Genomic DNA, 13,378 nt, shown 5'->3' with positions numbered 1-13,378 from the left:
CCCGCTCCGGAGGGGCCTATGTCGGGTCGCGTCCATCACGGCTTCGGGCAGGAGTCGGCGCGCTGCCGCTCCTCGTCGGTCAGGCCGGGCAGGTCGCCCTGCGGGGCGGCCGGGGCCGCGGCGTTCTGGCTGGGGACGGCGGCCGGGGCGGTGGCGCTCGGGGTCGGGGTCGGCGTGGGGACACCGGCGGCCGGGGCGCGGCCGGTGGCGGACGGGCTGGGCGGCGTCGTGGCCGTCACGAACCCGGCGTGCGTCGCGACCGTGCCGGCGGCCTGCTGGGCCGGCTGCTGGCCGCCGGGCACCGGGGCGGTGCCCGGGGCGGGCGGGTTGGCGGCGGCGGCCCGGACGTCGGCGACCTTGCGGCAGAACGCGGCCTGCTCGCCCAGCTTCTTCACCTTGTCGTCGGCGTCGCCGAGGCTGGTCGCCGAGATGGTGTTGGTGACGTGGGTGCGCTGGTCCTGCGGGAGGAACTTGAGCTCGATGTCCTTGTACGGGGTGTGCACCGAGGACAGGCTCAGTCCGGCCAGGCTCTGGTTGACGCCCTGGTAGACGGCGACGTGGTCGCCCTCGGCGCCGACGTAGTACTGGCTCTGGGTCCACTGGTAGCCGAAGAAGCCGCCCGCGCCGAGCAGGCCCACGGTGACCAGGCCGACCAGCGAGAAGGTCAGCGCCCGGCTCCTGCGCTTCTTCCGGGGCGGCTCGTCGTCGAAGTCCTCGGTCCCGTAGACCGCGGGCTCGCCGCCGTCCGGGTAGCCCTCGGCCGGGCCGAAGCCGCCCTGGCCGTCGGGGTAGCCGGCGTCGTAGCCCTCGGCGGGGCCGAAGGCGCCCTGCGGGCCGCGGCCGAGTCCGGCGGCGCGGCCGGCCGGGGTGTCCGCGATCGAGCGGTCGGCGGCGGTCGAGGACGGCGGGGTCTCGGCGACCGCGCCGACCACCACCGGCACGTCGTTGAACTGGCCGCTCAGGGTGTCCGTGGCGCCGACGTCGAGCACGTCCGCCACGATGCAGGTGATGTTGTCCGGGCCGCCGCCGCGCAGTGCGAGCTGGATCAGCTCCTGCACGGTCTGCTCGGGCGAGTAGAAGCTGCCCAGGGTGTCCTGGAGGGTCTGGTGGCTGACCGGGCCGGAGAGGCCGTCGGAGCAGATCAGGTAGCGGTCGCCGGCCCGGACCTCGCGGATCGACAGGTCGGGCTCGACCTGGCCGCGGCCGTCCAGGGCGCGCATCAGCAGCGAGCGCTGCGGGTGGGTCTCGGCCTCCTCGGGCGTGATCCGGCCCTCGTCGACCAGCCGCTGCACCCAGGTGTGGTCCTGGGTGATCTGCGCCAGCGCGCCGTCCCGCAGCAGGTAGGCGCGGGAGTCGCCGACGTGCACCAGGCCCATCCGCCGGCCGGTCCAGAGCATCGCGGTGAGGGTGCAGCCCATGCCTTCGAGCTGCGGGTCCTCCTCGACCATCTGGCGGAGCCGGTCGTTGGCGCCCTGGACCGCGTCGCCGAGCAGGGTCAGCAGGTCGGCGCCGGGCTCGTCCTCGTCCAGCCGGACGATCGAGCCGAGCACCTCGGAGGACGCGACCTCGCCGGCCGCCGCGCCGCCCATGCCGTCGGCCACGGCCAGCAGCCGCGGGCCGGCATAGCCGGAGTCCTCGTTCCCCTCCCGGATCAGTCCCTTGTGGGAGCCGGCGGCGAAGCGCAGCACCAGGGTCATGCGACCTGTGCCCCCCTCTGGGTCATGGACGGGATGCTGTCCCTCATGCGCTACTACTTCCGCAGTTCGATGACGGTCCTGCCGATACGGATCGGCATGCCCGGCTGGAGCGGGGTCGGCGCGGTCAGGCGCTGACGGTCCAGATAGGTGCCGTTGGTGGAGCCTAGATCCTCCACCGTCCACTGCCCAGTCTGGTCGGGATAGATCCTGGCATGCCGGGAGGACGCGTAGTCGTCGTCCAGCACGATGGTGGAGTCGTGGGCGCGGCCCAGCGTAATGGTCTGGCCCTGCAGCGCGACCGTGGTGCCGGCCAGCGAGCCCTGGACCACGACGAGCTGGGTCGGGGCGCCGCGGCGGCGACCGCCGCCCTGGGTCGGCGGACCACCCGGGGCCGGCTGGCCCTGCGGGGCGCGCCCGGCGGCCGGGGCCGCTCCGGCGGTGGTCGCAGCGGTGGCGCCACCGCTGCTCCGGCGGGAGGCCCGCGGGTTCACCCGGGTCCCGAACAGGTCGCTGCGGATCACCTGGACCGCGACGATCACGAACAGCCACAGCACGGCCAGGAAACCCAGCCGCATGACCGTGAGGGTCAGTTCTGACATAACCGCGCCCGCTCTACCCTTCGACCTGTCGGTAGACGATGGTGGTGGAGCCCACGACGATTCGAGAGCCGTCGCGGAGCGTAGCGCGCTGGGTGTGCTGCCCGTCCACCACGATGCCGTTGGTGGACCCCAGGTCCAGCACCATCGCGGGCGTGCCGGGGCGGATCTCGGCGTGCTTGCGGGAGACCCCGGGGTCGTCGATGCGGACGTCCGCCTCGGTGGAGCGGCCGAGCACGCAGGCGTTGCCGGTGATCTGGTGGCGGGCGCCGTTGACCTCGATCCAGCGGCGGACCGAGGTGCCGTGGCCGGCGCCCGGGAACGGGCGCACATTGCCGCCGGCCGGTGCGGGCGGGCCGGGGGGCATGGCCGGGGGCGCGGTGGGCGGCGGGGGCGCGCCGTACGGCGCGGCGCCGGGCTGCTGCCACGGCGCGCCGGGGGCCTGGGCGGCCGGCGGGTGGCCGTAGCCGGGCTGGGTCGGCTGCGCCGGGGCCTGCTGCTGCGGCTCCTCCGCGGCGAGGGTGCGGCTGCGCACCCGGTACAGGCCGGTGTCGAGGTCGTCGGCCTTCTCCAGGTTCACCTGGAGCGGGCCCATGAAGCTGTAGCGCTGCGCCTCCGCGTACTCGCGGACCATGCCGGCGAGCTCGTTGCCCAGCTGTCCGGAGTAGGGGCTCAGCCGCTCGTGGTCGTGCGGGCTGAGCTCGACGATGAAGTCGTTGGGCACGACGGTGCGGTCGCGGTTCCAGATGCTCGCGTTGTTGTCGCACTCACGCTGCAGAGCGCCGGCGATCTCCACGGGCTGGACCTCGGACTTGAACACCTTGGCGAAGGTGCCGTTGACGAGACCCTCGAGTCGCTGCTCGAACTTCTTCAGCACTCCCATGGGGCACCCCCTTCCAGGGTTTGTTCGCCTGCCTGCCGACCGGTTCCCGGGGATCCGGTCACGCCTACTTGCGGTACTTCCGTACTGATCGTATCCACGCCGGGGCCATCCGTACGGTTCCCGGACCACGTGGTGCCCGGGGGTGGGCTCGGACACACAGGGTGACGCATCCGGGCGGCAACATGCCAGGGCCACCCGTCCGGCGTGGGGCCGCCACCTGTCGCTCGCCTGTTCGCCGGGCATCCGTTCGGATGCGCTCGGGGGCCCCGGGGAACGGATTCGGAGGTGACCCGCAGGTCGTGCTACTGTTTTCCATGTCGGAAGGGGCGCCCACCGGGTGGCCCGATCGAAGAACCGCGAAGGCCACATGGTACCGAGCGGAACGGCTGATCGACCGGCAAGCGGTGAAAACACCCATGCGCGGGTGGCGGAATAGGCAGACGCGCTGGATTCAGGTTCCAGTGCCCGAAAGGGCGTGGGGGTTCAACTCCCCCCTCGCGCACAGCGAAGCCCCGCAGATCTTCGGATCTGCGGGGCTTTTTTGTTCCCTCCCGCCCTCCGGTGCCCCCCGTCGGCCCCGGGGCCGGTCCTCCTGCCCGGTCGGGTCAGGAGGAGGGGGCCGGAAGGTCCGCGCGGACCTCGAAGCCGCCGTCCGGGGTCGGACCGGCGGTGAGCGAACCGCCGAGCAGCTGGGCGCGCTCGCGCAGGCCGACCAGGCCGTGGCCGCCGCCCGGCAGGATCTGTACGGGGCGCACCGGCGGCGCGTCGTTGCGCACCTCGACCCGCAGCCGCCGCCCGCGGGCCCGGATCCTGACGTGCACCGCGGCCTCGGGCGCGTACTTGGTGATGTTGGTGAGCGCCTCCTGCACGGTGCGGTAGGCGGCCCGCTCGACCGCCTCCGGCCAGGGGCGGTCGCCCGGGACGAGCTCGGCGTCCGCGGCCAGCCCGCTCTCCTCGATCAGCCGGGGCAGATCGGCCAGCCTGGGCTGCGGGGCCAGCGGGGTGTCCATCCGCGGCCCGCCCGCCCGCAGCACCCCGACCATCTGGCGCAGCTCCTCCAGGGTGCGCACCGACAGTTCGCGGATGGTCCGGGCGACGCCGGCGGCCGCCTGGTCCGGGGTCGAGACCTGCAGCGCGCCGGCCTGGATGCTGATCAGGCTGACCTGGTGCGAGACCACGTCGTGCATCTCCCGGGCGAGTCGGCCGCGCTCCTCGCTGAGCACCCGTTCGGCGAGCAGCCGGCTCTCCCGCTCCTGGCCGCGGGTCAGCTCGTCCAGCCGCGAGGCCAGCTCGCGCCTCGTCCGGGAGAGCAGACCCGTGGCGGCCGGCCCGGCCGCGAGCATCACGGACTGGATGGCGTACAGCGCGGTGTCCCGGCTGATCGTGAAGTTCTGCTCGGAGACCGGCCAGTGGAAGAACTCGACCAGGGCGAACAGGGTGGCGCACGGTACCACCACCCGGGGCCGGGGGCGTTCCGCGGCCACCGTGTAGACGGCGGTGATCGGGGCGAGCCAGATGTCGTCGAAGTAGCTGCCGGGCATGGTCAGCAGCAGCACGGTGACCGGGAAGCGCCGCCGCCACGGCAGGACGACGGCGGCCAGCACCGACAGCAGGGTCTGCCACGGCGGGGCGTCCCGGGCCACCAGGGCGGCGTCCACCAGCGAGTAGAGGGCGGGCAGCAGGAGCATCAGCCAGGGTGCGGCGAACCCGGGCAGGAGGCGTCGGGCGGCGGTGGCCTCGCCGCTCATGCCCCGTCGCTCGGCTTCGGGCGGACCAGCCCGGCCCGGTGGGCGATCACCGCCGCCTGGACCCGGTTGGCGGCTCCGAGCTTGCCGAGGATCGCGCTGATGTGGTCCTTCACGGTGCCGGTGCCCAGGAACAGCCGGTCGGCGATCTCGGCATTGGACAGGCCCTCGCCCAGCAGCGCCAGCACGTCCAGCTCCCGGCCGGTCAGCGTGCGGGCCAGGGCGGCGGCCTCGGCGTCCGGGCCGCCGCCGTCCACGTAGCCGCCGATCACGGTGCGGGTCACGGTCGGGGAGAGGATGTTGCCGCCGGCCGCGAGCACCCGGACGGCGTGCACCAGCTGCTCCGGGGCGGTGTCCTTGAGCAGGAAGCCGGCCGCGCCGGCCCGCAGCGCGGTGCCGATGTACTCCTCGGTGTCGAAGGTGGTGAGCATCGCCACGGCCGGCGGGTCGGGCAGCGCCCGCAGCCGGCGGAGCACCGAGATGCCGTCCAGGTCGGGCATCCGGATGTCGAGCAGCACCACGTGCGGACGCAGCCGCCGGACGTGCTCCTCGGTCTGCGCGCCGGAGCAGTCGCCGACCACCTCCAGGTCGGGAGCGGAGCCGACGATGAGGCCCAGCCCGGACCGGACCAGGATCTCGTCGTCCACGATCAGCACGCGGGTGGTGGTGATGGTCCCTCCTCGGTTCGGCGGCCGGGCCGGGGCCGGTCCGCATGACTGGAATCGAGGGTAGGGCCTGACCGGCGGCTTCGCCGGGCCCCGGGGCCCGGCGCACCCCCGCCGAACGGCGGGGGTGTGAATCGGCTACCTGGTTCACGCGATTCTCACGCTGAGTGGGGAACCATGGAATTGGCTGCCGCTCAGTCGGCCTGCGGCCGAGGTGGGCGTCCAGCCGGGCCGTGTGCGGATGCGACCCACCACCTGATCGTTTGGAATTGAGCTGTGTCGTCCACTGTGAAGCCGGAGCCGTCCACCTCCCCCACCGGGTCCGGGTCCGTCCCCGGCGCCGTGATGGCGCGCTGGCGCCCGCGGGCCGCCTCGGCGACGGTCTGGTACCTGCGGCTGATCGCCCTGCTGAACCTCGTCACGGTGCTGCTGGAGCCGTTCCGCGACCAGGTCGAGACGCACAACGAGGGTGAGTACTTCACCCCCTACCTGATGACCGCCGGCCTGAGCAGCGCGGTGCTGTCGATCTTCCTCGCGATCGCCATGCGGCGCCGCAAGCGGGCCGCCTGGATCTTCAACCTCGCCCTGGCCGGGCTGTTCGCCCTGCTCTACCTGATCGCCATGTCGCTGCCCGGCGAGGGCTTCGACCGGCACCCGCTGAACTATGTCTCGACCGTCCTGACCTGCGGCTTCGTGCTGGCGCTGCTGGTCGGACGGAAGGAGTTCACCTCCAAGGGCGACCGCTCCAACCCGAAGACCGCCGCCGCCACCTTCGTGGCCGGCCTGGGCTTCGGCGGTGTGGTCGGCGCCGCGCTGGTCGCGCTGACCAACAATCTGCCGACCGCGGGCTTCTGGGACATGTTCCGCTACTCGGTCGGCCGGATGATCACCATCACCCCCTCCGAGCACCTGCGCTCCGTGATCGACGCGCCGACCTGGGTGAACGCGGTCATCAACGCGATGGGCGCGGTGCTCTTCCTGCTCGTCCTCTACGTGGCCTTCCGCAGCCCGCGCGGCACCGAGCTGCTCAGCGCGGAGGACGAGCAGCGGCTGCGGGTGCTGCTGGACAAGCAGGGCGAGCGGGACTCGCTCGGCTACTTCGCGCTGCGCCGGGACAAGGCGGTGATCTTCTCGCCGAGCGGCAAGGCGGCGATCGCCTACCGGGTGGTCGGCGGCGTCTCGCTGGCCTCCGGCGACCCGATCGGCGACCCGGAGGCCTGGCCGGGCGCGATCGACGCCTGGCTGGCCGAGGCCCGCGAGCACGCCTGGGCGCCGGCCGTGATGGGCGCCTCCGAGGAGGCCGGTGTGATCTACGCCCGGCACGGCCTGGACGCGCTGGAGCTGGGCGACGAGGCGATCGTCGAACTGGACGAGTTCTCGCTGGACGGCCGGGCGATGCGGGTGGTCCGCCAGGCCTACAACCGGGTCAAGCGCGCCGGGTACACGGTGCGGATCCGCCGCCACGAGGAGATCCCCGAGAGCGAGATGGCCGACCTGGTCGCCAAGGCCGACCAGTGGCGCGACGGCGCGACCGAGCGCGGCTTCTCGATGGCGCTGGGCCGGCTCGGCGACCCGGGTGACGGGCGCTGCGTGATGCTGGAGTGCCACGACGCCGACGGCGAGCTGAAGGCCCTGCTCAGCTTCGTGCCGTGGGGTGCGGACGGGCTCTCGCTGGACCTCATGCGCCGGGCCAGGGACACCGAGAACGGCCTGATGGAGTTCATGGTGATCGAACTCCTCCAGCGCGCCCGCGAGGTGAATCTGGCCAGGGTGTCCCTGAACTTCGCAATGTTCCGTTCCGTTTTCGAGCGCGGCTCGAAGCTCGGCGCCGGGCCGGTGCTGCGGCTCTGGCGTTCTGTTCTGGGCTTCTTCTCGCGCTGGTGGCAGATCGAATCGCTCTACCGGGCCAACGCCAAGTACCGGCCGATCTGGGAGCCGCGTTATCTGCTCTTCGAGAAGAGCAGCGAGATCCCGCGGATCGGCATCGCCAGCGCCCGGGCCGAGGGCTTCATCACCGCACCGAGCCTGCCCGCGCTGTTCCGTCGCCGGCACCAGGGGCCGCCCGCCGCCGAGGCGCCCCGCGTGCCGGTGGCGGCACGGGGCGGGAAGGGGTAGACCCTCCGCCGGGGGGCGGAGGGGGCCGGTCGCCCGGATGGGGGGATTTCGGGGTGGCTCCTCCCCCCTGAGGATGACGGGGATCGGCACAAATGCCGATGTGGATTCGTATAGCGGCTTCTAATGTGGGAGTAGTCGGGAAGGCGCGTGCGCCAACGGGGATTTGGAGAACCGGTTGTGATGCGGAGGACCCACGCGGGGGGCGTGCGAAAGGGGCCGCTGGCTATTGCCGGAGAGGCTGCTGTCGCCGAGTGGGGAACGCTGTTCGGCACGGTCCGGGAGCAGGTGGTCCGCAAGAAGTTCGCGGCCGTCCCGCTGGCCACCGTGGCGACCTGCCTGATCCTGCTGTTCAGCATCGTCCAGCACCTGCCGGGCGGGGAGCACTTCGTCACCAGGATCGGGGTGGTGAAGGCGGCGCTGCCGCTGGACGTCTCGCTGCTGCGGACGCCGCTGTCGCTGTACGTGCCGGCCCTGGACCTGCCGGTGTGGGGGGCGCTGGCGCAGGTCTTCGTGGTCTTCGGGATCGCCGAGATCGTGCTCGGCCGGCGGCTGACCCTGGTGGTGGCCTACACCTGCACGCTGGCCGGGACGCTGTTCGCCCGGGTAGGCGTGGCGATCGGGCCGGACCACCTCTTCGGGTTCCCGAAGTGGGTCGCCTACGTGCGGGACACCGGGCCGTCGGCCGCGGTGGTGGCGCTGGCGATCTGCATCGCGTTCCGCTGCCGGGCCTGGTTCACCGCCGGGCTGGTGGTGACGCTGATGGTCGGCGAGGCGGTCGTGCTGCCGAACCTGGCGGGCATGGAGCACGTGGTCGCGGTGATCGCGGCGCTGCTGATCGCGGTGTCGGTGGAGGTCTTCGGGGACTTCTGGCCGCGGGTGCTGGCCGGCGTCGGGGCGGCCGACGTGGTGGCGACCGCCACCGCCTCGCTGGAGGCGGCCGCCGAGACCCGCCGCCGCGCCCCCGCCGGAGCCTGAGCAGGCGCACCCGAGAACGCCCACGCCGGCGTGCCGCCCTGCGCACGCCGGCACGCCGCCCGCGAGCCGAAGGGCCGCCGCCGGTGCCGAAAGGGAGCAGCGAGGACGCCGCGACGAAGGAGGGGCGTTGGAGCGCCGACCGTCGGCGCCGGCCCCAGCGGCCCGGAGGCGAGTGGGCTCCAATCAGAGCGGCAGTTCGAACCAGACGACCTTGCCGACCGCCTTGCGGGCCGTGCCCCAGCTGTCGGCGAGCTTGGTGACCAGGGTGAGGCCGCGGCCGGTCTCGCCGAGTTGCTCGGCGGGCTCCAGCGACGGCAGGTTGTGGTTGTCGTCGCTCACCTCGACCAGCAGCTTGTCGACCCGGATCAGCTGGAGCTGGACCCGGTCGCGGGCGACCCGGACGGCGTTCGTGACCAGCTCGCTGACCAGCAGCACGACGGTGTCGCTGACCGACTCCAGGTGCCAGGCGGCGAGCTGCTCGCGGACCAGGGCCCGGGCCCGGCCGACCTCGCGCTGGTCGACGGTGAGGTCCCAGGTGGCGACCTCGCTCGGCGGGACCCCGTCGAAGCGGGCCACCAGCAGCGCGACGTCGTCCTTGCGGTCGTCCGAGTGCAGCCGGTCCAGGACCACGTCGCAGGCCTCTTCGGGGCTCTGCGTGGGGTCGATCAGGTTGCCGCAGAGCGCGGCCAGCCCGGCTCCTATGTCGCCGCCCCGCACCTCGACCAGGCCGTCGGTGCAGAGCACCAGCATCGAGCCGTCCGAGACGTCGATGGTCTTGGCGACGAACGGGACCCCGCCCACGCCGATCGGGGCGCCGGCCGGGATCTCCAGCAGTTCGCCGGTGCCGTCCGGGTGGACCAGGACCGGTGGGACGTGGCCGGCGCTGGCCAGCTCGCAGGTCCGGTTGATCGGGTCGTAGACCGCGTACAGGCAGGTGGCGAGGTGGTCGTCGCCGAGCTTGTGGGCCAGGTTGTCCAGGTGGCGCAGCAGCTGGCCGGGCGGCAGGTCGAGGGCGGCGAGGGTCTGCATGGCGGTGCGGAAGCGGCCCATCGCGGCGGCCGAGTGCAGGCCGTGGCCCATGACGTCGCCGACCACCAGGGCGACCCGGCTGCCGGGCAGCTGGATGGCGTCGAACCAGTCGCCGCCGACCTCGGCCCGGGAGTCGCCGGGCAGGTAGCGGTGGGCGATCTGGACGCCGGGGATCTGCGGCGGGCGGGTCGGGATCATCGACCGCTGGAGGGTGGTGGCGACCCGCGCCTCGGCCCGGTGCAGCCGGGCGTTGTCGAGCGAGAGCGCGGCCCGGGCGGCCAGCTCCTTGAGGGTGGCGGCGTCGCACTCGTCGAAGGGGCCGCGGTCGGGGAGCCGGAGCAGCTTGAGGATGCCGAGCACGGTGCCGCGGGCGGAGAGCGGCACCACCAGCATCGAGCGGCCGGAGACCACCGGGACGAGCTCCGGTCCGCCGAGCGCGGCGGCGTAGTCGACGGCGACGTCCCGGGTGACCACCGGGACCAGTACGGGCTGGTTGAGCTGGAGGGCCATGCCGGGCGGGGTGCGCCGGGGCATGGCGACCAGCGAGCCCTCGGCGAGCACGTGGTCCCACTGGCCGGTGGACTCGTTGCGGGCGAGGGCCACCCGGCGGAGCATCGTGTCGTCGTCCGGGCGGGCCTCGGGCAGCTCGGAGTCGGAGATCAGGCCGTCGACGAGGTCGACGCAGGCGAAGTCGGCGACCCGGGGGACGAGCACCCGGCACAGCTCGTGGGCGGTGAAGCCGAGGTCGAGGGTGGTGCCGACCTTGCCGCCGACCTCGTTGAGCAGGGCCAGCTGCTCGCCGGCGTGGCCGTTGGTGAGGAACGGGCCGAGTCGGCCGCCGGTCGGTGCGGGGGCGGGCGGCGGCACGGTGACGGGGACGGCGGGCGGCGGGGTGGCCGGCTCGCCGGGGTGGAGCCGGTGCCCGTTGGCGGGCGGTCCGACGGTGGTCTGCTCGATGGTGGTGCCTCCTCTCGGCGGGGCCGGGACGACCGGGCCGGCGGCCTGTGTGCCGAGGCCGGTGACGGTCGGGCCGGCCACGGCCGGAGCGCCGGTCCGGTCGGCGGCCGGTGCGGCGGTTTGGGCACCGGCCTGTGCGGCGGCGGACTCGCGCTGGGCGGGCAGCGGTGCGGCCGGGCGGCGGCCGGGCGCGGACTGCTCGGGCTGCGGCGGCGGGCCGAGCCGGGCGGTGCGCTGCTGCGCGGTCGGGTAGCGGCGGCCGATCCCGGCCGCGGCGTGCGCGGTGCCGGCCGCCGGGTCGGCCGGGTGCAGCGGCAGCACGGTGGCCGGGTCCAGCCGGAGGGCGGGCAGCCCGGCGCGGGCCAGGGCGGCGAGCAGCGGTCCGCGGCGTTCGGCGGAGCCGGGCAGCAGGGCGGCGAGCGGTTCCGGGACGGGCCGGCCGGCCGTGGTCAGCGCGGCGGAGAGCCGGTGGAAGCCGCCCAGCGCGCCGGGGGCGGCGGCGAACGGCAGCAGCCGCTCGCCGACGGCCAGCCTCGGGCCGGTGGAGCGCAGCGGGCGGGCGTCGGCCGCGAGGGCCAGCAGTCCGCCGGCCGGGCCGTCCACCGGGTAGGCCCACCAGAGCACGTCCCGCAGGTGCTCCTCGCGGTCGACCACGGGAAGCTGTCCCGCCCAGGCGGCGCCGGCCGCGGTCAGCTCGGCGAGGGTGGCGAAGGTGTCCCGGCGGCGGCCGGCGGCCGGGAGCGCGGCCGGGCCGGGGACGCTGCGCGGCTCGGCGGCAGGCAGCAGGCCGGCGGCCGGGCGGTCGCGGACGGCTTCCGCGCGGTGTCCGAAGAGTTCCTCGGCGGCCCGGCTCCACTGGGCGACCCGCCCGCCGCGGTCGACCAGCACGAGGGCGAGCCGGACCAGGGCGACCACCCTCGACGGCTGGTCGCCCGGTGCGGTGCCGGGCACCGGGTCGGTGCCCGGCGGACGCGGTGTGGAGTTGGGATCGTCCACCATGGATTCGGTCTGCTCCCGCCTGGCCGCCATGTCGGGAGACGGCCGTTTCTCCGGTGGAAGGCATGCTGTGCGGATACCAGCGAAGCACGGACGGGCCGGGAGTCGATACCAAAACGGGGAGATTCCTCGGTATCAGTTGCGTGTCACATGTCGTGCGCCGGTCCGCACTCCCCTTCCGCCTCGCGGCGGCGGCGCGCGGGCGGACGGTAGGGTCGCAGGACGGCACGCAGGAGGAGGCGAGAGGTGACCGCGCAGATCCCGGTCCGCTGGACCGATCCGGAGCAGCAGGAGCTGGAGGAGCGGGTCGAGGCCGCCGAACTCGCCTGGCTCACGATGGACGTCGACGTCCGGACGCTGCGCGTCGAGATCGACAACTTCGCGCTGATCCACCACCAGCTGCTCGGGCCGCTGTACGCCCGGCTGGACGAGCTGGACGCGCTGCTCGCCGAGGCGGTGGCGGCCCGCACCGGGGATCCGCGGGACCTGCTGCGGGCCCGCGAGGCGCGGCAGCGGGTCGAGGACCTGCCGGACCTGGACGCGCTCTTCGACAGCGTCCGGGAGCAGGGCCGGTCGGAGTCCGACGGGCCGGAACAGGCCCCGCCGCCGCCCGCCGCGCCCACGCGGGTGCGGCCCGGCCGGGAGGCCCAGCGGATCTACCGCGAGCTGGTCCGCCGCGCCCACCCGGACCTGTCCACCGACCCGGAGGAGCAGCAGCGCCGGGCGGCGTTCCTGGCCAGGGTCAACGAGGCCTACGCCTACGGCGACACCGGCGCGCTGGAGGCGCTGGCCGCCGAGTGGTCCACCGCGCCCGAGGCGGCGCCCGCCGTCGACTCCCCCGACCGGCTCGGCTGGCTGCGCCGCCGGCTGGAGTGGTTGACCGGCCGGATCGGCGAGCTCGCCACCGAGCAGGTCCGGCTGGAGCGCAGCGCGATGGGCGAGCTGCTGGCGCTCGCCCCGCAGGACCCGGACGGGCTGCTGACCGAGCTGGCCGAGCAGCTGCTGGCCAAGGCCGCCGCCCAGCAGGCAGAGCTGGAGCGGCTGATGGGCCCGGTGGGGGACAATGGCGGGGCCGATCCCGACGCCCAGGAGAACCAGACGATGTTCGCGCAGATCCCCACCATCGACGCCGCCGCCGTACCCGCCGACGCCGCCCTGCTGGACGTCCGGGAGCAGGACGAGTGGGATGCCGGGCACGTCGACGGCGCGCTGCACATCCCGATCGGCGAGGTGGTCGCGCGGATCGGTGAGCTGCCGGACGAGAAGCTGTACGTGCTCTGCCGGGTCGGCGGGCGTTCCGCGCAGGTCGTCCAGTACCTGGTGCAGAACGGCCGGGACGCGGTCAACGTGGACGGCGGGATGTACGCCTGGGACGGTGCGGGCCGCCCGATGGTGAGCGGCAACGGGCAGGACGCCTTCGTCCTGTAGCGGGGAGGGCGGGGGGACGGTGCGGAGCGAGCCGGAGGGGCGGCCCGAGGGGGCCCGGGAGGTGCCGCGGGCGCTGCGGTACCCGTGGCCGGTGGTGCCGGGGCTGCTGCTCGCGGTGGCCGGCCAGGTGCTGGCGGCGACCGGCCACCCGGTGGCCGCGATCACGGTGGGCGCGGCCGGTGCGGCGGTCGGGCTGACCGTCGTGGCGGTGGTGCTGCGGCGGCGCCGTCGGAGCGGACCGGCCGGGTCCGGGGGCTCCGCAGGGCGGCGCGAGTAGGGCAGGATGGGCGCG

General features: G+C 74.3%; 10 protein-coding genes and 1 tRNA gene. 5 read left to right on the top strand and 6 right to left on the bottom strand.

The genetic code is table 11. The features are described 5' to 3' along the window. Window positions 1-35 precede the first annotated feature (35 nt). Genes ACFVVU_RS06895 through ACFVVU_RS06885 form a run of 3 tightly spaced genes read right to left on the bottom strand, consistent with a single transcriptional unit; the run spans window position 36 to window position 3,176 of the window. A complete protein-coding gene (locus tag ACFVVU_RS06895) occupies window positions 36-1,697 on the bottom strand; it encodes a PP2C family protein-serine/threonine phosphatase (protein ID WP_387788632.1) in 1,662 nt (553 codons plus the stop codon). A gap of 53 nt (window positions 1,698-1,750) precedes the next feature. After that, the gene (locus ACFVVU_RS06890; RefSeq protein WP_380681526.1) at window positions 1,751-2,296 is read right to left on the bottom strand and encodes an FHA domain-containing protein; all 546 of its coding nucleotides are present in this window, start codon (window positions 2,294-2,296) and stop codon (window positions 1,751-1,753) included. Window positions 2,297-2,309: 13 nt separating this feature from the next. Continuing rightward, complete coding sequence (locus ACFVVU_RS06885) at window positions 2,310-3,176, bottom strand: FhaA domain-containing protein (RefSeq protein WP_387788631.1); 867 nt, start codon at window positions 3,174-3,176, stop codon at window positions 2,310-2,312. 418 nt (window positions 3,177-3,594) lie between these two features. Between ACFVVU_RS06885 and ACFVVU_RS06880 the strand changes: the two genes are divergently transcribed. Further along, window positions 3,595-3,678: transfer RNA gene (locus tag ACFVVU_RS06880), tRNA-Leu, on the top strand. Window positions 3,679-3,781: 103 nt separating this feature from the next. On the opposite strand, the gene ACFVVU_RS06875 is transcribed toward ACFVVU_RS06880, so the two are convergent. Both ACFVVU_RS06875 and ACFVVU_RS06870 read right to left on the bottom strand, forming a co-directional pair. Then, window positions 3,782-4,924, bottom strand: a complete 1,143-nt coding sequence (locus ACFVVU_RS06875; protein WP_380681528.1) for a sensor histidine kinase — start codon at window positions 4,922-4,924, stop codon at window positions 3,782-3,784. Further along, window positions 4,921-5,571 (bottom strand): response regulator, encoded by a 651-nt coding sequence (locus tag ACFVVU_RS06870; RefSeq protein WP_380681563.1) that lies wholly within the window; start codon window positions 5,569-5,571, stop codon window positions 4,921-4,923. Before ACFVVU_RS06870 ends, ACFVVU_RS06875 begins: the two co-directional genes overlap by 4 nt. Before the next feature lie 360 nt (window positions 5,572-5,931). On the opposite strand from ACFVVU_RS06870, the gene ACFVVU_RS06865 reads away from it, so the two are divergent. Together ACFVVU_RS06865 and ACFVVU_RS06860 are read left to right on the top strand one after the other, a co-directional pair. Next, a complete protein-coding gene (locus ACFVVU_RS06865) occupies window positions 5,932-7,701 on the top strand; it encodes a phosphatidylglycerol lysyltransferase domain-containing protein (RefSeq protein WP_380681565.1) in 1,770 nt (589 codons plus the stop codon). A gap of 204 nt (window positions 7,702-7,905) precedes the next feature. Then, window positions 7,906-8,676, top strand: a complete 771-nt coding sequence (locus ACFVVU_RS06860; protein ID WP_355362454.1) for a hypothetical protein — start codon at window positions 7,906-7,908, stop codon at window positions 8,674-8,676. Between the two features lie 183 nt (window positions 8,677-8,859). Here ACFVVU_RS06860 and ACFVVU_RS06855 read toward each other — a convergent pair whose 3' ends face one another. Further along, entirely contained in the window at window positions 8,860-11,661 is a 2,802-nt protein-coding gene (locus tag ACFVVU_RS06855; RefSeq protein ID WP_380681531.1) for a SpoIIE family protein phosphatase, read from the bottom strand. 243 nt (window positions 11,662-11,904) lie between these two features. Between ACFVVU_RS06855 and ACFVVU_RS06850 the strand changes: the two genes are divergently transcribed. Both ACFVVU_RS06850 and ACFVVU_RS06845 read left to right on the top strand, forming a co-directional pair. After that, complete coding sequence (locus tag ACFVVU_RS06850; RefSeq protein ID WP_380681533.1) at window positions 11,905-13,086, top strand: rhodanese-like domain-containing protein; 1,182 nt, start codon at window positions 11,905-11,907, stop codon at window positions 13,084-13,086. 19 nt (window positions 13,087-13,105) lie between these two features. After that, a complete protein-coding gene (locus ACFVVU_RS06845) occupies window positions 13,106-13,363 on the top strand; it encodes a hypothetical protein (protein ID WP_380681535.1) in 258 nt (85 codons plus the stop codon). Window positions 13,364-13,378 lie beyond the last annotated feature (15 nt).

Source organism: Kitasatospora sp. NPDC057965 (assembly GCF_042887135.1).
Taxonomy (GTDB): domain Bacteria; phylum Actinomycetota; class Actinomycetes; order Streptomycetales; family Streptomycetaceae; genus Kitasatospora.
Note: the sequence above shows the minus strand (reverse complement) of the source record. Positions and strands in the feature narration are given on the sequence as shown.